Raw genomic sequence first — 17,658 nt, 5'->3', positions numbered from 1 at the left:
CCATTTGGTTTGCTAGTCTATGTGTACAGCATCCACAAATGCTCGCGGCAATCGCCGCACCCCGGCCGTTACCCATTCACTGGAGACCGAAAATGCAAATCGAAGCACAAAAGGAACACCGCTGGCTGCAACGTCTGGTTGGCAACTGGATGGCGGAGGGCGAGGCCGTCATGGGACCGGACCAGCCGGTGCAGACCTGGCAGATTCCGGAGCGGGTCAGCGCGATCGGCGACGTCTGGGTGCAGTGCGTGGCCCAGGGCGACATGCCCGGCTGCGGCCCGGCCTCGACGGTCATGACGCTGGGCTACGATCCGGCGCGCAAGCACTTTGTCGGCACCTTCATCGGCTCGATGATGACCCACCTGTGGGTCTACGAAGGCGACCTCGACGCGGGCGGCCAGCAGCTGACGCTGCGGGCCCAAGGGCCGGACTGCTCGGGCAACGGTCGCATGGTGCAGTACCGCGACGTGATCACGTTCCGCGACGACAACCAGCGCGAACTGACTTCGTACATGCAGGGCGAAAACGGCGAGTGGACGCAGATCGTGAAGGCCACCTACCGCCGCCAGCCCTGAGCTTCAGGAGCGCTCCCCGGCCATCCGCGCCAGCCGCGACAAGCGCGAGCCGGGCCCTGGCGGATCGTCGTGGCGGCCGCCGCGCTGCCGCGCCGCATTGCGCCGGCGCCGGCGGCGCAGCAACAGCAGCAGCGAGGCGGGCACCAGCAGCACCAGCGCCAGCAGCGCAAAGGTGAGCAGCCCCGGGTCGCGCGCCGCCGCGGCGACCCGGTCCACCAGCAAGGCGCTGACCACGATGCCCGGCAACATCCCCAGCGCGGTGCCGATCAGGCAATCGCGCAGGCTGATGCGCGAGGCACCCACCACCAGGTTGACCAGCGAGAATGGTGCGATCGGCACCAGCCGCAGCACCACCATGGCGACGATGCCGTGCTTGCCCAACTGATGGCTGACGCGGTTCAGCCGCCTGCCGCCAAAGCGGCGCACCGCCTGGCGCCCCAGCAGCCGCCCGGCCAGGTAGCCCGCGCCGGTGCTCAGCACCGTGCCGCCCAGAGCCAGTACGGCGCCGTAGAGCGGGCCGAACACCACCACCGTGACCAGGATCAGCAGCGTCACGGGCAGCATCGTCACCGCGCCGGCCAGATAGACCCCCATCATCGCCAGCGGCGCCAGCGGCATCTGGTCGACGCGCTCGATCGCGCCCAGCAGCGCGCGGAAATCCGCCCACTCGCGCAGCGGCGTATAGCGCCACGCAAAGGCCAGCCCCGCCATCAGCAGCGCCAGCGCCACCATCGCCCCGACGCGCCCGAGCACGCGCGGGCGCGCCTCGTGGCTGACGAACTCGGCCAGCACCTGGTCGCTGTCGATCGGCTCGATCGGGTCCAGCAGGTTGGCGGCCGGTGACGCGGCATCGACATCGTCGGGCAGCGGCGGCACATAGTCTTCCAGCGAGCGGCCGTCGCTGCGCTGCAGGTTGCGGATCGCGCCGAGCACGCTGCGCGTGGCCGCCACCTCGGCCTGGAACGCTTCGGGGGAGACCTCCAGGTGTTCGCCCAGCAGCCGCGCGCGCATCGCGGCGATGGCGGTCTGGATGCGGGGCTCGCCGCCGGAGACCACCACGATATTGCACTCGGTGTCCAGCCCCAGCGAGCGGTTGCTGAGGTTGGAAGAACCGATGGTGAGGAAGTCGTCGTCGATCACCGTGACCTTGCTGTGGACGTTGACGCATTCGGGGTGCAGGTTGGGGATCGTCGGGCAGTACAGGCGGAAGCGATCGAACTTGTCGGCCGCGCGCAGCTGCCGGTACAGGCGCGCGCGCAGCACGCCCATGCTGTGCGCCTCGAGCCAGCCGCTCTCGTTGCGGCGCGACACCAGCACGATATCCGGGCCGTCCTCGTGCCCCAGCCGCGCGGCCAGCGCCTTGGCGATCTCGCCGGAGCTGAAGTACTGGTTCTCCATGTAGATGCTGTGCCGGGCCGAGGCGATGGCATCGCGCAGCAGCATGCGCACCTCGCTGACGCCGGGCTCGTCCTCGCACATGGGCATGGTGCGGGCAATGCCCACGCGCACGTCGGTCAGCTCGGGCGCCAGGCTCGGCGGCCATGGGTCCGACGAGGTCGCCGCCACCGGCCGCGACTGGCTGCCGCTGGCGCGCAGCCAGCGCTGCGCGCACAGCTTGCCGAGCGCGGCGGCCGCGCTGCCGTCGACCGCGCACTGCACGTCATGGAAGGGCGCGTAGGGTCGGCCCTCGGCCATGCGCAGCGGTGCGCCGGGCGCGTGCTGGTTGTCGTCCCAGCGGCGCAGTGTCAGGTCCAGCCCGCCGACGAAGGCGACCTTGTTGTCGAGCACCACTACCTTCTGGTGGTGCGATGCGCCGGGAGGATGATTGCCGTCCAGCAGGAACGACAGATGCCGGTGCGCCTGCCAGTGCGCGCTGGCCGATGGCAGCCATTCGCGCTCCATCGCCATCACCATGGCGTAGTCCCAGCTCAGGATGTAGATGCGCAGGTTGGGGCGGCGATCGGCCAGCGCGCACAGGAAGTCGCGCAGCCCCGGCGGCAGGCCATCCTGCGCGCCGGCGGGGACCAGTTCCATGCGGCTGTCGATGTCCCAGCCCAGGATGAAGATGGTGTGCTCGGCCAGCGGCAGCGCCTCGCGCAGCGCGCGGAAATAGGCGTCGGCGTCGACCAGCATGGCAAAGCGCCGGCAAGGTTCGACGCGCCAGCAGTTGCGACCGGGTTCGAGCTGGAAGCCGGGCGGCGAGGCGGGATCATGCGGTGGTGGCGGCGCCGTGGGCGCTGGGGACGCCGTGGTGCCGGGCGGATTGTATTGCCTCATTGCGCACGCTCAGGGGGAAGCGAAAGCCATAGCCTGAAGCGTCGCGCAAGTTCCGTACCCTGCGCAAGCGCCCGTTGCTGGCGCGCCGGGCTCGACTTTTGCGTGTGCGCCTTACCTGCCTTTGTAAGAACGGCACGCGCGAGCCCGCGTGCCCAAGGGCGTGGAGCGTGTCAGGAAGCGTGTCCGCGCCGCAGTGTGGCGGGGCGGGCGATGCCCCAGACGTCCAGCAGCGGCTCGAAGTGCGGGGTGTTGTCGCGCGGCGCGGGAGTGACGCGCCGTGGCGGCGGCAACGGCCGACCGGTCAGCACCAGCGGAGTTTCGGCCTCGGGCGGCAGGTCGGGCTCGCCGTCATAGGCAACGACGCCCATCTGGCGGGCGGATTTGAGCGCGCGGGTCAGCTCGGCGGCGCTCAGGCGGCTGGCGGTGGCGAGCCGGTGCCGGGGCATGGGCCCATTGGCACGCAGGCTGGAAATCAACGCCATCACGCATTCCCGGGTGGTTCGATTCATGTCGCTGCGTCAAAAAAATGGTGCGGCAGCGAACCCGCCGATCGGGTCCCTTGCCTGCGGATAACCATTCTTCAGCAGGGGTCATGGTCTTGCCAATCCGATATGACACTTGTTCACATTCCTGCAAAGGAAGGCAACGTCCTCGCCATGGCGCATCAGTGCCGCGTTTTCGGGTCGCCGGTGGCAAAGCTGGGCGGCGAGCCGTCATGCCGGGTCAGCATGGAGCCATGCCGGCGCCACTTGCGGGCGTGGCGATCCTGGATGTCTTCGGCAAGATCGTGAAGTTCCGCCACCCTGGCGTCGAGCGGGTCGGGATAGATGTCCAGCGGACGGTATCGGAGAAGAAAACGCATGACGGGTCTCGGTGGTCTGGTCGTCGGCCTGTGGCCTGACTCCAGTATTGGCGGTGGACCCGAGGTTTTCAGCAGAAGATTCGCGATACTTTGATGCGACTCAATGCATCTCGCGCAATGAAGTGTTGCGGCCCGCTCTGTCAGCGGGCACGCGAGGCAATGATGGCGAGGCAGCCGGCACGCGACGGGCGGGCCAGCCGAGTCGGCGCTAGTGGCTAAGGCGGGTATTGCCGCGGGCATCGCGGCAGTAGATCTTGCGTTCACGCACCAGGCCGTCACGGCCATGGATGCACAGCGACACGCCGTCCTCGCGGGCACGCATCCAGCCGGCGGCAATGGCGGCTTCCTGCGTCGGGAAGTGCAGGGCCGCGTCGTCGGGGCCGCTTTCCAGGCCCTCGATGGTGAGCGCCCATTCCCCCTCGCTGGCGTATTCGGAGTCGCCGGTCGTGGCGGGAAGCACGTGGATGCTGCGTGACGTCATGGTGTTCTCCGTGATGGCTGGCAGTGACATTGAGGTTTTAAAGGATCCCGCGGCCGCGGGCTATCGGTCGCAGTCCTACAAGCATTTTCGGGACCAGCCGGCACGCCGCGCGTGGCACCGCCGTAGTGCGGCATGCCGCCGTGGCATGTCGCGCGTTCTGCTGACATCGCGGTAGGACGAATGCCGACTTTTCGTCCCGCCACGGATTGCTACGATCCAATTGCCGGTTGGGCAACAGGCTGCCCGGTCAAGCCATTCCGAGCTCTTCCATCCTGGCGGCGCATGCCGCATCCACACGAAGCAAGGAGATCATCATGAGAAAGCTATACGCACTGTTTGCCCTCGCTGGCATGCTGCTGGTCACGGGTTGCAACACCATGGCTGGCGCCGGCAAGGATATCGAGCGCGGCGGCGAGAAGGTGCAGGGCGCGGCGGAAAACACCAAGCAGAAGATGTAAGCCACTGGCGGCCACCCTGTGGCCAGTCGACGGCCCGTGCCCCAGGCGCGGGCCGTTTTCATTCATGCGTGCGCCGCTTCGGTGCAGTTGCGCCGCCAGCTGGCCGGCGGCAATCCGAATTCACGCTTGAAGGCCCGGCTGAAGGCGGCCTCGGAGTCATAGCCGACCGCGCCGGCGACCTCGCTGATCGAGCGGTTGCCGCTGCGCAGCTCGGCCGCTGCGGTGCGCAGGCGCCAGTGCGCGAGGTACTGCATCGGCGGCTGCCCCAGCAGGTCGGTGAAGCGCTGCGCCAGCGCCGAGCGCGACAGGCCGACGTTGCCGGCGAGTTCGTCGACGGTCCACGGATAGGCCGGCCGCGCATGCATGCGCGACAGCGCGCGCGCCACGTAGCGGTCGCGCAGCGCGGCGAGCCAGCCGCTTTCATTGGCCGGCAGGGTGTCGATGCAGCGTCGCACCGCCTGCACGAAGAGCAGTTCCGACAGCTTGGCCAGCACGGTGGCGCTGCCGGCGCGCGGTTCCGCCGCCTCCGAGGTGGCGAAGGCCAGCGCCGAGGCCAGCCACGCGGATTCCAGCCCGCTGCCCAGCCCCACCTTGAACAGCCGCGGCAGCGACGTCAGCAGCGGATTGCCCATGGTGTCGTCGAAACCGAGAAAGCCGCAGACCATGCGCGTGTGTTCGCCGCCGCCGCCGTACGAGACCCGCATGACTTCGCCGGGACTGTTGCGCAGCAGGTCATACACCAGCGGCGCAGAAGGCAAGGGCTGCAGATGCAGGTCGCTGCCAAGCACATGCGGCTCACCCTGCGGCACCACCAGCAGTTCGCCGGCTTCGACGCGTACCCCGGGGCCGGTGTCGTCGACCAGGCGCGCCCAGCAGATGCCTTCGGTGATCAGGTGATACGAGACCACGCGGTCGGCGCGCGGCAGGAACGCGGCGCGCAATTCAGCATCGGCTTCACTGATCAGGCACCACGGTGATTTGAACTCGCCGTTCAGGAACACGGCACCGCTCAGTTGCACGGCGCGCAAGAGGTCGGACAAGGCATCCATGGCCACATTCCTCCAGATCCGGGGTTTCGCGCAAGAAAGCCGGACGCCCGATCATACGGGCGAGGGGACCGGGCTCCGATACTAGCACCGTGCCCGTGGCCGTACAACGGCGCGGGACACGCACCATAACCGGACGGAGACAACACCATGGAAACCCTTTCCGCAGCGGATGCCAGCGCCGGCGCGCAGGCCGACTGGATCGGCCTTGCCGCCACGCTGGGCCGCACCTTCGATGGCCGCGCGCCCGAGATCGACGCGAGCGAGCAGTTCGTCAGCGCCAACTATGACGACCTGCGCGCGCACCGCTTCTTTGCCGCGGCGGTGCCGCAAGAGCTGGGCGGCGCCGGGCTGTCGCACCAGGAGCTTGGCGCGGTGCTGCGCGAACTGGGCAAGTACTGCGGCTCGACCGCGCTGGCCTTTGCCATGCATACGCACCCGGTGGCCACGGCCGCATGGCGCTGGCGCAATCAGCAAGCGCCGGTGGAGGGCCTGCTCAAGCGCGTCGGCGCCGAGCAGCTGGTGTTGCTCGGCAGCGGCGGCTCCGACTGGCTGCAAGGCAGCGGCAAGGCCACGCGCGTCGACGGCGGCTACCGCGTCGACGCGCGCAAGATCTTCGCCAGCGGCGCGCCGGTGGCGGACCTGTTCATGACCTGCGCGGTCTATGACGACCCCGAGGCCGGCCCCACCGTGCTGCATTTCGCGTTGCCGATGAAGACGCCGGGCGTGCGCGTGCTGTCGAACTGGCACACGCTCGGCATGCGCGGCACCGGCTCGCACGATGTCATGCTGGAAGGCGTGCTGGTGCCTGACACCGCCGTTGCGGCGCGCCGGCCGCAGGGCGTATGGCATCCGATGATGCATACGGTGGCGATGATCGCGCTGCCCCTGATCTACGCCGTCTACGTCGGCATCGCCGAGGCCGCGCGGGATATCGCGCTGCAGCTGGCCCGCCAGCGGCGCCTGAACGCACATGCGGTCGAGGCCGCGGGACGTCTGTGCAATGAAGCCGATGCCGCGCAGCTGGCGCTCGATGCGATGTTCGCCGCCGCCGCCGGCCAGGCACCCGGCGCGATCACCACCAACCGCATCATGAGCGCCCGCACGCTGGCGGCGCGCGCGGTGCTGGCCACCGTGGAAGCGGCGATGGACCTGGCCGGCGGTGCGGGTTTCTATCGCGATGCCGGACTGGAGCGGCGCTTCCGCGATGCGCAGGGCGCGCGCTTCCATCCGCTGCAGGCGGGGGCCCAGCAGGAGTACGCCGGACGCATGGCGCTGGGGCTCGATATCGATGCGCCGACCGGCGAGGTGCGCACGGCAGCGCAATGATGTCCGCCCTGGCCCAGCTCTCCTATGACACCGAGGCCTGCAATGACAGCGGCCAGGGCGAAGACGCCTGCGCCATCGGCCACGATGGCGCGGCGCGCCGCGCCTTGCGCGATGCGCTGGGGCAGTTTGCCACCGGCGTGACCGTGGTCACGGCCGCCGGCGCCGATGGCCGCCCGGTCGGCGTGACGATCAATGCGTTCGCTTCCGTGTCGCTGGCGCCGCCGTTGCTGCTGTGGTGCCTGGCACGAAGCTCAGGCAGCCTGCCGGTGTTGCGCGCAGCGCCCTGCCACGCGATCAACGTGCTTGGCAGCGCCCAGCTGGAGGTGTGCCGGCGCTTTGCGTCGCGTGCCGGCGATCGCTTCGCCGGCATTGCCCATCGCCCCGGCCCGTGCGGCACGGTGCTGATCGACGGCACGCTGGCCTACTTTATCTGCCGGCACCGCTCGGTGCGCACGGTGGGGGACCATGTGCTGTTCGTCGTGGAAGTGGTGGCCTATGGCGCGGCGCCGGGCGTGCCGCTGGTGTTCCATGGCGGCGGCTTTGCCGATGCATGCGAACCCTGCGCCGGTTAGGCGCGCTCGGCGCGCTTGCCCAGGATCACCAGCGCAATGCCGCCCAGCACCGCGGCCGCGCTCAGCGCCAGCCGCAAGGTCAGGGCCTCGCCGAGCCATGCGGTGCCGCCCACCGCGGCGAAGACCGGCACGCTCAGCTGCACGGTGGCCGCGGTAGCCGCGCGCAGGCGCGGCACCGCGGCGTACCAGATCACATAGCCAAGCCCCGAGGTGATCGCGCCGGACACCACCGCGTAGGCGAGCCCCGGAGCATCCAGCGAGCGCTGCGCCTGGATTGCGGCCCCCAGCGCCAGCGCCATGGGCACGGCGCGCATGAAGTTGCCAGCGGTGGTCTCGACCGGATCCGCGGCGCGCTTGCCACGCAGCGAATAAACGCCCCAGGCAATGCCCGCCGCAATCATCAGCAGCGATGAGGCCAGCGGCGGCGTCGCCACGCTCGGCAGCATCAGCCAGACCAGGCCGGTCAGCGCCAGCGCCAGGCCCACCCACTGCTGCGCGCGCAACGGCTCGCCGGTATAGAGCCCGTAGCCCGTCATGGTGGCCTGCACCGCGGCGAACAGCAGCAGCGCGCCGGTGCCCGCGCTCAGGCGCTCATACGCGAACGAGAACGCCGCGGCATAGCAGAACAGCGCCAGCGCCGATACCCAGTTGCCGCCCAGCGTCATGGCGCCCGCGCCTTGGCGTCCGGCCTGCCGCCGCGCCATCACGATCAGCCACAACACCGCCGCCGCGGCCGCGACGCGCGCCAGCGTGAAGGTGCCGGCGTCGATGGTGGTGCCTTTCAGCGCCAGCCGGCACAGCAGCGAATTGCCGGCGAACGCCAGCATCGCCAGCGCGGTCAGCAGCGCGGTGTTTGCATGCGGCATGCGGGCCGGGCCCTGCACTTAGCCGGCGGGCCTGCCGTCGCCGCTCTCGCCGGTCTGGTCGGAGTCGCCGAGGGCGAATGAAGACAAATGCTCGATCGCCCGGACCAGCCCGGAATGGTCCCAGGCCGCGCCGCCCAGCCCGTGGCAGACATTGAACAGCTGCTGGCACGACGCCGTATTGGGCAGGCCCACGCCAAGCTCGCGCGCGGTCGACAGCGCCAGCTCCAGGTCCTTCTGGTGCAGCGCGATGCGAAAGCCGGGGTCGAAGGTGCGGCGGATCATCCGTTCGCCATGCACTTCCAGGATGCGTGAACTGGCAAAGCCGCCCATCAGCGCCTCGCGCACGCGGGCGGGGTCCGCGCCGGCGCGGGCCGCCAGCACCAGTGCCTCGCCGACCGCCTCGATGGTCAGTGCCACGATCACCTGGTTGGCCACCTTCGCCACCTGGCCGTCGCCGGCTGCGCCCACGCGCGTGATGTTCTTGCCCATCAGCTGCAGGATGGGCAGCACGCGGTCGAATACCTCCTGCTTGCCGCCGGCCATGATCGACAAGGTGCCGGCCCTGGCACCGACTTCGCCGCCCGACACCGGCGCGTCGACATAGTCCGCGCCAATCGCCTCGATGCAGCGCGCGAACTCGCGCGTCGCGATCGGCGAGATCGAGCTCATGTCGATCACCGTGACGCCGCCGGCGGTATCGGCCAGCCCGTCGGCGACACCGCGCTCGCCGAACAGCACCTTTTCCACGTCGGGCGTGTCGGGCAGCATCAGGATGATGGTCTCCGACTGCCTGGCTACGTCCTCGGCGCTGGCACAGGGCTTCACGCCGGCATCCTGCAGGTCTTGCGGCACGCCGCTGCGGCTATGAGCGAACACGGCATGCCCGCCGTCGATCAGGTGCCGCACCATGGGCTTGCCCATCACGCCAAGCCCGATAAAGCCGATCTTGCTCATGTCAGTGTCCGGTAGGGGTTCAGGCGTCAACCCGGGAGTGCGTGGTGCACCGCGCCGGGCGCATACCTGATGATAGTCACCCGCGCCCCAGCGCCGACAGCGGACCCGGTGCGGGATGCCCGCTGGCCCGCGCCGCCGCCACGCTCGCCGCGGCGTCGTCCAGTTGCGCCAGCGTGCCGGCATCGATCGGGATCTGCTCCGCGCGGGCCGCGCGGAATGCGCGCTCCGCTTCGCCGGGCAGCTGGATGCCGGTCTGCCCGGGCTGCAGCCGCGCGCTTTTCATCCAGTCGGCGAAGGCCGCGACTTCATGCCCGAACGAGGTGCTGGTGCCCAGCCGCGCGGGATCGAACACGATCGCCAGCATGTTGTTCCAGACCGCGTGCTCGTGCCGCAGCGTTTCCGGGCGGATGGTATGGCCGCCGGTCACCGCGGCGCCGAGCAGTTCGCACATCACCGCCAGCACGTGGCCCTTGTGCTCGCCGAAGGGGCGCAACGCGCCTTGCGGGGTGTCGGAGGGCGGGTACATCACGGCGGCATCGGTGGTGGGCTCGCCCTGCGGATCGAGCAGGCAGCCGGCCCCAACCGGCACGCCTTTGTTATGGGCCACGCGCACCTTGCCCAGCGCGATGGCGCTGGTGGCGAAGTCCATCACCAGCGGCGGCGCGCCGGCCATCGGCACGCCGATGGTGAACGGATTGGTGCCGTAGCGCGCGTCGTAGCCGCCGTGGGGCGCCACGATCGGCTTGGACAGCACGTTGACGAAGTGGATCGAGATCATGCCCGCGGCCGTGGCCTGCTCGGCCCAGTGGCCGACGCGCCCGAGGTGGTGCGACTGGCGCAGCCCCATCACGCAGACGCCGTGCGTGCGCGCGCGGGCGATGGCCATCTCCATGGCCTGCGCCGTTACCGCCTGTCCCATGCCGCGGTTGCCGTCCAGGCTGAGCAGGCTGCCGCCGTCCTGCAGCACGCTGACCTGCCGGTTCAGTTGCAGCTCGTCGGCCTGCCACGCCAGCACATAGCGCGGGATCATGCCGACGCCGTGGGAGTCATGCCCGCTCAGGTTGGCGCCGACCAGATGGTCGGCCGTCAGTTGCGCTTCCTGGGGGCTGCTGCCCGCGGCAAGCCAGAGATCGGTGACCCACTGGTGCAGGGCGCGGGTGGGAATGCGGAGTTCGCTCATGTCGGCCTTGGAGGGAGGAATACGTTGCGAAACACAAAGCCCCGTTGCCGTGTGACGGCAACGGGGCTTTCATGATACGTCCGGCGCCCGCGCGATGGTCCGCGCCTGGCCGGTGATCGGCAAATGCCTACCGGAGCGGGGCTTCGTACGCCGGGGCTTGTGCCAGGATTTCCCTGATGCGGGCCAGGTAGCTGTCGCCGACCGCGCGGTGGATGCGCGCCGTCTCGGCGGCGAACTGGCGCCGGCTGGGCGGGCGGATGCCAAGGCTGCGGCAGATTGTGGACAGATAGGGCTTGCGCGGGCTTGCCAACCGATGCACCGCGCTCTGCAGGGCGGCATCGCCGATGCGGCCGCGCAGCCAGGCCAGCACCTGGCGGTCATAGTCGTTTTGCACGCGGATCAGGTGTTCCATGCCGGGGCTCCACTGTTCATTCATACAGGTACTGTAAATATATACAGTATCCGCATGGAGGCAAGAAAAATCCGGCCCCGGCACGGCAAAACGCTGCCCTGCGGCTACGCGTGCCTCGTTTTCAGACGATTCTTGTGCCAGTGGCGTCGCCCGACACCAGCGGCAGCACCGCGTCGCGCTTTTCCAGCAAGTGGCGCTTCAGTACCGCCGCCAGCCGCTTGCCGTCGCGGGCTTCCAGCGCCTGGATCATCTCCTCGTGGTCCTCGACCGCGTCGTCCCACTTGCCACTCTGCTGGTTGGAGCGAAAGCGCAGCGCCTGCAGGCGGCGGTTGATCGACTGATAGGTTTGCCGCAGGGCCCCGTTGCGCGCGGCCTCGTTGATCCGGTCATGGATCTCCTGGTTGCGGCTGTAGTAGCCCGGCAGGTCGTTCCGGGCGCGGCAGGCCAGCATCGCGTAGTGCAGCGCCTTGATCTGCGCGAGTTCCGCCGCGGTGATGCGCTCGCAGGCCAGTTCGCCGGAAAACGCCTCCAGCCCGCTCATCAGCTCGAAGCTCTCCCTGACTTCGGCCTCGCTCATGCGCGAGATGCTGGCACCGCGGTTGGGCAGCAGGTCGATCAGGCCTTCGGCCGCAAGTACCTTGAGCGCCTCGCGCAGCGGCGTGCGCGAGATGCCCAGGGTTTCGCACAGCTCGCGTTCATTGAGCTTGGTGCCTGGCGCAAACACGCCTTCGACGATGAACTGGCGCAGGTGCTCGACCACCGTGTCGTGCAGGCGCGGGCGTGCCAGGCGCGGCAGCGAGGGCGGCGCAACGTGCTCGGCAACGCCTGCCGCCTGTTCATTGTTATATGAGTTTTGCATTCAATATCCTCTATCCGCTTGGCGCGGATTCTACTGCATCTTGCTTCCCCGCTCCAAAGTGCGGGTTAACCATCACAAATCCCCGTAAATTTGGCCTTGGACCACCCCGATCGCTCTGCTATAGTCGATTGCATTCAAAATTCATAAAACAACAAGGAGGCACGATTTCCATGATTCACCTCGATTTCCATCCCTCTGGCCGCCACTTCCTGCAGATCCCTGGCCCGAGCCCGGTGCCGGACCGCATCCTGCGCGCGATGAGCTATCCGACCATCGACCACCGTGGCCCGGAGTTCGGCGCACTCGGCCGCAAGGTGCTGACCGGCATCAAGGAAATCTTCAAGACCCGGCATCCGGTGATCATCTATCCGGCGTCGGGCACCGGTGCCTGGGAAGCGGCGCTGACCAACACGCTCAGCCCGGGCGACCATGTGCTGATGTTCGAGACCGGGCATTTCGCCACGCTGTGGAAGAAGATGGCCGAGGCGCTGGGCCTGCGCCCGGAATTCCTGGGCCTGCCCGGCATCGAGGGCTGGCGCCGCGGGGTGCAGGCGGACATGATCGAGGCGCGCTTGCGCCAGGACAGCAGCCACACGATTCGCGCCGTCTGCGTGGTGCACAACGAGACCTCGACCGGCGTGACCTCGGATATCGCCGCGGTGCGCCGGGCCATCGATGCCGCCGGGCATCCGGCGCTGCTGCTGGTGGACACGATCTCGGGCTTGGGTTCGGCCGACTATCGGCATGACGAGTGGGGCGTCGACGTGACCGTGTCGGGCTCGCAGAAGGGCCTGATGCTGCCGCCGGGGATCAGCTTCAACGCGCTCTCGCCCAAGGCAATCGCCGCCAGCCAGCACGCCACGCTGCCGCGCGCGTTCTGGGGCTGGGCCGAGATCATCGAATCGAACAAGAACGGCTACTGGCCGTACACGCCCAACACCAATCTGCTGTACGGCCTGTCCGAAGCGCTCGACATGATCCTGGGCGAGGGCCTGGAACAGGTCTTCGCCCGCCACCAGCGACTGGCCGAGGCGACACGCCAGGCTGTGCGCGCCTGGGGCCTGCAGATCCAGTGCGCGGACCCGGCGGTGTACAGCCCGGTGCTGACCGGCGTGATGATGCCCGACGGCGTCGACGCGGATTCGGTGCGCAAGCTGATCTATGAACGCTTCGACATGTCGCTGGGGCAGGCGCTGGGCAAGATGCGCGGCCGCATGTTCCGCATCGGCCATCTCGGCGATTGCAATGACCTGACTCTGATGGCCACGCTCGCCGGTTGCGAGATGGGGCTGAAGCTGGCAGGCGTGCCGCTTGCCGGCAGCGGCGTGGCCGCGGCGATGGCGTCGCTCGTTGCGCACGCCGACAAGCCGGCGCTCAGGGCCGCCTGAGCGGAGCCGACCGAGCCGCGCAGCCAGGGCGGGCGCGGCTCAGTCCGCCGCCTGCCTGACTTTCCTGCCTGAGCATCACCACGACATGCGCCCACCGCAGGCGGCGGCATGCATCGCCGTGGGCGCGCAGCCCTTGTTTCTTGCATGCCATGAACATGACTTCGTCCTCCCTGCTGGTCAAGCCGATCCACCTGGTGCCCGCGCAGCGCCGGGCCACCTCGCCGCTATCGGCGCTGCTGCGCAAGGAACTGCGCGGCGACGTGCTGTTCGACCGCGCAGCCCGCGGCCGCTATGCCACCGATGCCTCGATCTACCAGATCATGCCGGTCGGCGTGGTGGTGCCGCGCGACCAGGCCGACCTGGTGCGCGCGCTCGACATCGCTCGCGACCAGCGGGTGCCGGTGCTGGCCCGCGGCGCCGGCACCAGCCAGTGCGGCCAGACCGTGGGCGAGGCGCTGGTCATCGATACCAGCAAGTGGCTCAACAACGTGGTCGCTTTCGATGCCGGCGCGCGCACGGTGACGGTGGAGCCCGGCATCGTGCTGGACCACCTGAACGCCTGGCTCAAGCCGCACGGGCTGTGGTTCCCGGTGGACGTTTCCACCGGGGCGCAATGCACCATCGGCGGCATGGCAGGCAACAATTCGTGCGGCTCGCGCTCGATCGCCTACGGCAACATGGTGCATAACGTGCTGGCCATCGATGCGGTGCTGGCGGACGGCAGCGATTGCCATTTCGGTTCTCTGGCGCAACCAGTGGCGGCAGGACGCGCCGAGAGCATCCTTCATGGGCTGCAGCGCATCGCCACGCGCGAGCGCGGCGAGATCGCCGAGCGCATGCCCAAGGTGCTGCGCCGCGTCGCCGGCTACAACATCGACCTGTTCGACTGCCAGAACCCGCGCGCCTATACCGACGACGGCCACGCCAACCTAGCGCATATCCTGGTCGGCTCCGAAGGCACGCTGGCCTGCAGCCGCCAGCTCACGCTGAAGCTGGCGCCGCTGCCGGCGCACAAGGTGCTGGGCGTGGTCAACTTCCCCACCTTCTACCAGGCGATGGACCTGACGCAGCATATCGTCACGCTGCAACCGGTGGCGGTGGAACTGGTCGACCGCACCATGATCGACCTGTCGATGGAAAACCCCGCCTTCCGCCCGGTGGTCGAGCGCGCGCTGACCGGCGATCCGCAGGCCATCCTGCTGGTGGAATTCGCCGGCGACGACCGCCAGGCACTGCTGGCGCAACTGGACCAGCTGGCCGAGCTGATGGCCGACCTGGGCCTGCCGGGCTCGGTGGTGAAGATGCCGGAAGAGAAGGCGCAGAAGGCGCTGTGGGATGTGCGCAAGGCCGGCCTGAACATCATGATGAGCATGAAGGGCGATGGCAAGCCGGTCTCGTTCATCGAAGATTGCGCGGTGCCGCTCGAGCACCTGGCCGAATACACCCGCCGCTTGACCGAGGTCTTCCACAAGCACGAGACCGAGGGCACCTGGTATGCCCACGCCAGCGTCGGCACGCTGCATGTGCGGCCGATCCTGGACATGCGCCGCGACGGCGCGCTGCGCATGCGCGAGATCGCGGAAGAGGCGGCCGAGCTGGTGCGCGAATACAAGGGCGCGTATTCCGGCGAGCACGGCGACGGCCTGTGCCGCGGCGAGTGGGTGGCCTGGCAGTACGGCCCGCGCATCAACGCCGCGTTCAGCGAGATCAAGGCGCTGTTCGATCCGGACAACCGCTTCAACCCCGACAAGATCGTGCGCCCGCCCCGCATGGATGCGCGCGAGAACTTCCGCTTCGCGCCCGGCTACGCCGCGCTGCCACTGACGCCGGCGCTGGACTGGTCGGCGTGGAACGTGCGGCGCGACCCGATGACGGGTGCCGAGACCGGGCCGGGCACGGGCAACGATACCGCCACGCATGGCCTCGCGTCGGCCGTGGAGATGTGCAACAACAACGGCCACTGCCGCAAGTTCGACGCCGGCACCATGTGCCCCAGCTATCGCGTGACCAAGGACGAGCAGCACGTAACCCGCGGCCGCGCCAACACGCTGCGGCTGGCGCTGACCGGACAGCTCGGCAGCGACGGGCTGGCCAGCAGCGAAGTGAAGGAGGCGCTGGACCTGTGCGTCTCGTGCAAGGGCTGCAAGCGCGACTGCCCGACCGGCGTCGACATGGCGAAGTTCAAGATCGAGGCGCGCCACGCCTGGACCAGCCGGCACGGCATCGGCCTGCGTGAGCGCATGGTGGCATTCCTGCCGCGCTATGCGCCGACGGCGAGCCGCGTGCCGGGCCTGCTGGCGTTGGCCGACAGCCTGCCCGGGGTCTCCGGCTGGATCAAGCGCGCGCTGGGATTTGCCACGCAACGGTCGCTGCCGCGCTTCACCGCGCCGTTCCTGGCGCGCAGCCGCAGCGCGGGCAACGCTGCAGGCAGCAAGGCCGATGGCCGCGAGGTGCTGCTCTTCGTCGATACCTTCAGCAACTACATGGAGCCCGACAATGCGCGCGCCGCGCAGGCCGTGCTGGAAGCGGCGGGCTATACGGTGCACTTCAACACCCGCGCAGGCGAGCGCCCGCTGTGCTGCGGCCGCACCTTCCTGGCCGCGGGCCTGGTCGACCAGGCGAAGGCCGAGGCGCGACGCCTGCTCGATACGCTTCGCCCGTTCGTCGAGCGCGGCGTGCCGGTGGTCGGCCTGGAGCCGTCGTGCCTGCTGTCGCTGCGCGACGAGTTCCTCGGCTATGGCTATGGCGAAGAGGCGCGCCAGCTCGCCAGCCTGTCGTTCCTGTTCGAGGAATTCCTGGTGCGCGAGCGCCAGGCGGGCCGGCTGGCGTTGCCGCTGCAGCCGCTGCAGGTCTCCGAGGCCATCGTGCACGGGCACTGCCACCAGAAGGCGTTCGATGCCTTCACGCCGGTGCAGACCGTGCTGGGGTGGATTCCGGGCCTGAAGGTGGCGCCGGTGGAGTCGTCGTGCTGCGGCATGGCCGGCAGCTTCGGCTATGAGGCCGAGCATTTCGAAGCATCGCAGGCGATGGCCGAGCTGTCGCTGCTGCCGGCAGTGCGCCGGCGCAGCGCCGATGCCCTCGTGGTCGCGGACGGCACCAGTTGCCGCCACCAGATCCGCGACGGCGCGCAGGCCGAGGCGATGCATGTGGCAAGAGTGCTGGCGATGGCGCTGGAGGGCGGCCACCATGACTGAGGCGATGCACAACGCCGTCCAGGACCGTAGCCGCCTGCAGCCGCCGGCGCCGGCAAAGATCGGCGACCGTGTCGAGGACGTAGGCACGCCGGCGCTGCTGGTCGACCTCGATGCCTTCGACCAGAACGTGGCCCGGATGCAGGCGCTAGCCGATGCCGGCGGCGTGGCGCTGCGCCCGCATGCCAAGGCGCACAAGTCGGTGGCGATCGCGCAGCGGCAGCTTGCCGCCGGCGCGGTGGGCATCTGCTGCCAGAAGCTCAGCGAGGCCTATCCGTTTGCCGCCGCCGGCATCGCCAGCATCCATATCAGCAACGAGTTCGTCGGCGCCGACAAGCTGGCGATGGCGGTGGAGCTGGCCCGGCATGTAGACCTGAGCGTGTGCGTGGACGATGTGCGCCAGGTTGCCGCGATCGCCGCCGCCGCGACGGCCGGCGGGGTGTGCATCACGGTGCTGGCGGAAGCCGATGTCGGACAGGGGCGTTGCGGCGTCGACAGTCCCGAAGCGTTGAGCCGCCTCGCCGATGCGATCGGCGCGGCGCCGTCGCTGCGTTTCGGCGGGCTGCAGGCGTATCACGGCGGCGCCCAGCACCTGGCGCCCTGGACGCAGCGCCGCGACGCCGCCCGGCGCGCCGCCGAACAGGCGGGCGCCTACGTGGCGCACCTGCGTGCCCGCGGCATCGCCTGCCCGGTCATCACCGGCGGCGGCAGCGGCACCGCGGAGTTCGATTGCGAGAGCGGCGTCTTTACCGAGATCCAGCCCGGCAGCTACGTGTTCCTGGACGGCCACTATGGCGCCAGCGAATGGCCCGGCCGCTTCCAGCCGCGGCACGGTCTGTTCCTATCGACCACGGTGATGAGCACCGCGCGCGCCGGCGTGGCGGTGTGCGATGCGGGCCTGAAGTCGCTCGCGGTGGATTCCGGCCTGCCGCGCCTGTGGTCCGGCCCGGGCAGCGAGTGGCTGCGCTATGTCGCGGCCAACGACGAGCACGGCGTGCTGCAGGTGCTGGACGAAGACAACCAGGCCCTGCTGGGCAGCAAGCTCTGGCTGGTGCCCGGCCATTGCGACCCCACCGCAAACCTGCACGCGCAATACGTGTGCTGCCGCGACGGGCATGTGGCAGAGCTATGGGACATCGCGGCGCGCGGCCTGAGCCGCTGATGCCGCGTGGCAGCGCAGGAAACAGAAGAGAAGAGCCGCAACCAGC

General features: G+C 69.2%; 17 protein-coding genes. 7 read left to right on the top strand and 10 right to left on the bottom strand.

What is annotated here, in order from left to right:
* Positions 1–92 precede the first annotated feature (92 nt).
* Positions 93–575: a DUF1579 domain-containing protein gene (locus MKD38_RS13640; RefSeq protein ID WP_252677544.1), complete on the top strand. Its 483-nt coding sequence runs from the start codon at positions 93–95 to the stop codon at positions 573–575.
* A 3-nt stretch (positions 576–578) separates the two neighbouring features.
* On the opposite strand, the gene MKD38_RS13635 is transcribed toward MKD38_RS13640, so the two are convergent.
* The 4 genes from MKD38_RS13635 to MKD38_RS13620 all read right to left on the bottom strand — a co-directional run bounded on the left by MKD38_RS13635 (position 579) and on the right by MKD38_RS13620 (position 4,195).
* Positions 579–2,852 (bottom strand): VTT domain-containing protein, encoded by a 2,274-nt coding sequence (locus MKD38_RS13635; protein WP_252677542.1) that lies wholly within the window; start codon positions 2,850–2,852, stop codon positions 579–581.
* A 170-nt stretch (positions 2,853–3,022) separates the two neighbouring features.
* Positions 3,023–3,361 carry a hypothetical protein gene (locus MKD38_RS13630; protein ID WP_371925687.1) on the bottom strand — a complete coding sequence of 113 codons (339 nt, stop codon included), beginning with the start codon at positions 3,359–3,361 and terminating at the stop codon, positions 3,023–3,025.
* A 155-nt stretch (positions 3,362–3,516) separates the two neighbouring features.
* Entirely contained in the window at positions 3,517–3,714 is a 198-nt protein-coding gene (locus MKD38_RS13625) for a hypothetical protein (protein WP_252677541.1), read from the bottom strand.
* Positions 3,715–3,922: 208 nt separating this feature from the next.
* Positions 3,923–4,195, bottom strand: coding sequence for a DUF2188 domain-containing protein (locus MKD38_RS13620; RefSeq protein ID WP_252677539.1), 273 nt, complete (start codon positions 4,193–4,195; stop codon positions 3,923–3,925).
* A 314-nt stretch (positions 4,196–4,509) separates the two neighbouring features.
* Between MKD38_RS13620 and MKD38_RS13615 the strand changes: the two genes are divergently transcribed.
* Positions 4,510–4,653, top strand: a complete 144-nt coding sequence (locus tag MKD38_RS13615) for an entericidin A/B family lipoprotein (RefSeq protein ID WP_042881786.1) — start codon at positions 4,510–4,512, stop codon at positions 4,651–4,653.
* Positions 4,654–4,715: 62 nt separating this feature from the next.
* Here MKD38_RS13615 and MKD38_RS13610 read toward each other — a convergent pair whose 3' ends face one another.
* Positions 4,716–5,702 carry an AraC family transcriptional regulator gene (locus MKD38_RS13610; protein ID WP_018004821.1) on the bottom strand — a complete coding sequence of 329 codons (987 nt, stop codon included), beginning with the start codon at positions 5,700–5,702 and terminating at the stop codon, positions 4,716–4,718.
* A 147-nt stretch (positions 5,703–5,849) separates the two neighbouring features.
* On the opposite strand from MKD38_RS13610, the gene MKD38_RS13605 reads away from it, so the two are divergent.
* Both MKD38_RS13605 and MKD38_RS13600 read left to right on the top strand, forming a co-directional pair.
* Positions 5,850–7,028 (top strand): acyl-CoA dehydrogenase family protein, encoded by a 1,179-nt coding sequence (locus MKD38_RS13605; protein WP_252677537.1) that lies wholly within the window; start codon positions 5,850–5,852, stop codon positions 7,026–7,028.
* Positions 7,025–7,600 carry a flavin reductase family protein gene (locus MKD38_RS13600; protein ID WP_252677535.1) on the top strand — a complete coding sequence of 192 codons (576 nt, stop codon included), beginning with the start codon at positions 7,025–7,027 and terminating at the stop codon, positions 7,598–7,600. The genes MKD38_RS13605 and MKD38_RS13600 overlap by 4 nt, the downstream gene beginning before the upstream one ends.
* Here MKD38_RS13600 and MKD38_RS13595 read toward each other — a convergent pair.
* The 5 genes from MKD38_RS13595 to MKD38_RS13575 all read right to left on the bottom strand — a co-directional run bounded on the left by MKD38_RS13595 (position 7,597) and on the right by MKD38_RS13575 (position 11,871).
* Positions 7,597–8,466 (bottom strand): DMT family transporter, encoded by an 870-nt coding sequence (locus tag MKD38_RS13595; RefSeq protein ID WP_252677533.1) that lies wholly within the window; start codon positions 8,464–8,466, stop codon positions 7,597–7,599. The two genes, MKD38_RS13600 and MKD38_RS13595, sit on opposite strands and share 4 nt — an antisense overlap.
* Before the next feature lie 18 nt (positions 8,467–8,484).
* Positions 8,485–9,420, bottom strand: a complete 936-nt coding sequence (locus MKD38_RS13590; RefSeq protein ID WP_252677531.1) for a 2-hydroxy-3-oxopropionate reductase — start codon at positions 9,418–9,420, stop codon at positions 8,485–8,487.
* Between the two features lie 76 nt (positions 9,421–9,496).
* Entirely contained in the window at positions 9,497–10,600 is a 1,104-nt protein-coding gene (locus tag MKD38_RS13585; protein WP_252677529.1) for a malate/lactate/ureidoglycolate dehydrogenase, read from the bottom strand.
* A gap of 127 nt (positions 10,601–10,727) precedes the next feature.
* Positions 10,728–11,012: a CppA family protein gene (locus MKD38_RS13580; RefSeq protein WP_252677528.1), complete on the bottom strand. Its 285-nt coding sequence runs from the start codon at positions 11,010–11,012 to the stop codon at positions 10,728–10,730.
* Between the two features lie 121 nt (positions 11,013–11,133).
* Positions 11,134–11,871 carry a GntR family transcriptional regulator gene (locus tag MKD38_RS13575; protein ID WP_252677527.1) on the bottom strand — a complete coding sequence of 246 codons (738 nt, stop codon included), beginning with the start codon at positions 11,869–11,871 and terminating at the stop codon, positions 11,134–11,136.
* Between the two features lie 170 nt (positions 11,872–12,041).
* On the opposite strand from MKD38_RS13575, the gene MKD38_RS13570 reads away from it, so the two are divergent.
* The 3 genes from MKD38_RS13570 (at position 12,042) to MKD38_RS13560 (ending at position 17,612) form a co-directional block, all read left to right on the top strand.
* Complete coding sequence (locus tag MKD38_RS13570; RefSeq protein ID WP_252677526.1) at positions 12,042–13,259, top strand: pyridoxal-phosphate-dependent aminotransferase family protein; 1,218 nt, start codon at positions 12,042–12,044, stop codon at positions 13,257–13,259.
* A 149-nt stretch (positions 13,260–13,408) separates the two neighbouring features.
* Positions 13,409–16,453: an FAD-binding and (Fe-S)-binding domain-containing protein gene (locus MKD38_RS13565; RefSeq protein WP_252677525.1), complete on the top strand. Its 3,045-nt coding sequence runs from the start codon at positions 13,409–13,411 to the stop codon at positions 16,451–16,453.
* On the top strand, positions 16,446–17,612 hold the full coding sequence (locus MKD38_RS13560) for a DSD1 family PLP-dependent enzyme (RefSeq protein WP_252677524.1): 1,167 nt from the start codon (positions 16,446–16,448) through the stop codon (positions 17,610–17,612). The genes MKD38_RS13565 and MKD38_RS13560 overlap by 8 nt, the downstream gene beginning before the upstream one ends.
* Positions 17,613–17,658 lie beyond the last annotated feature (46 nt).

The organism is Cupriavidus sp. WGlv3 (genome assembly GCF_023952475.1).
In the GTDB taxonomy this organism is placed as follows: domain Bacteria; phylum Pseudomonadota; class Gammaproteobacteria; order Burkholderiales; family Burkholderiaceae; genus Cupriavidus; species Cupriavidus phytorum.
The sequence above is the reverse complement of the archived record's forward strand: the minus strand, read 5'-3'. Positions and strand labels throughout refer to the sequence as shown.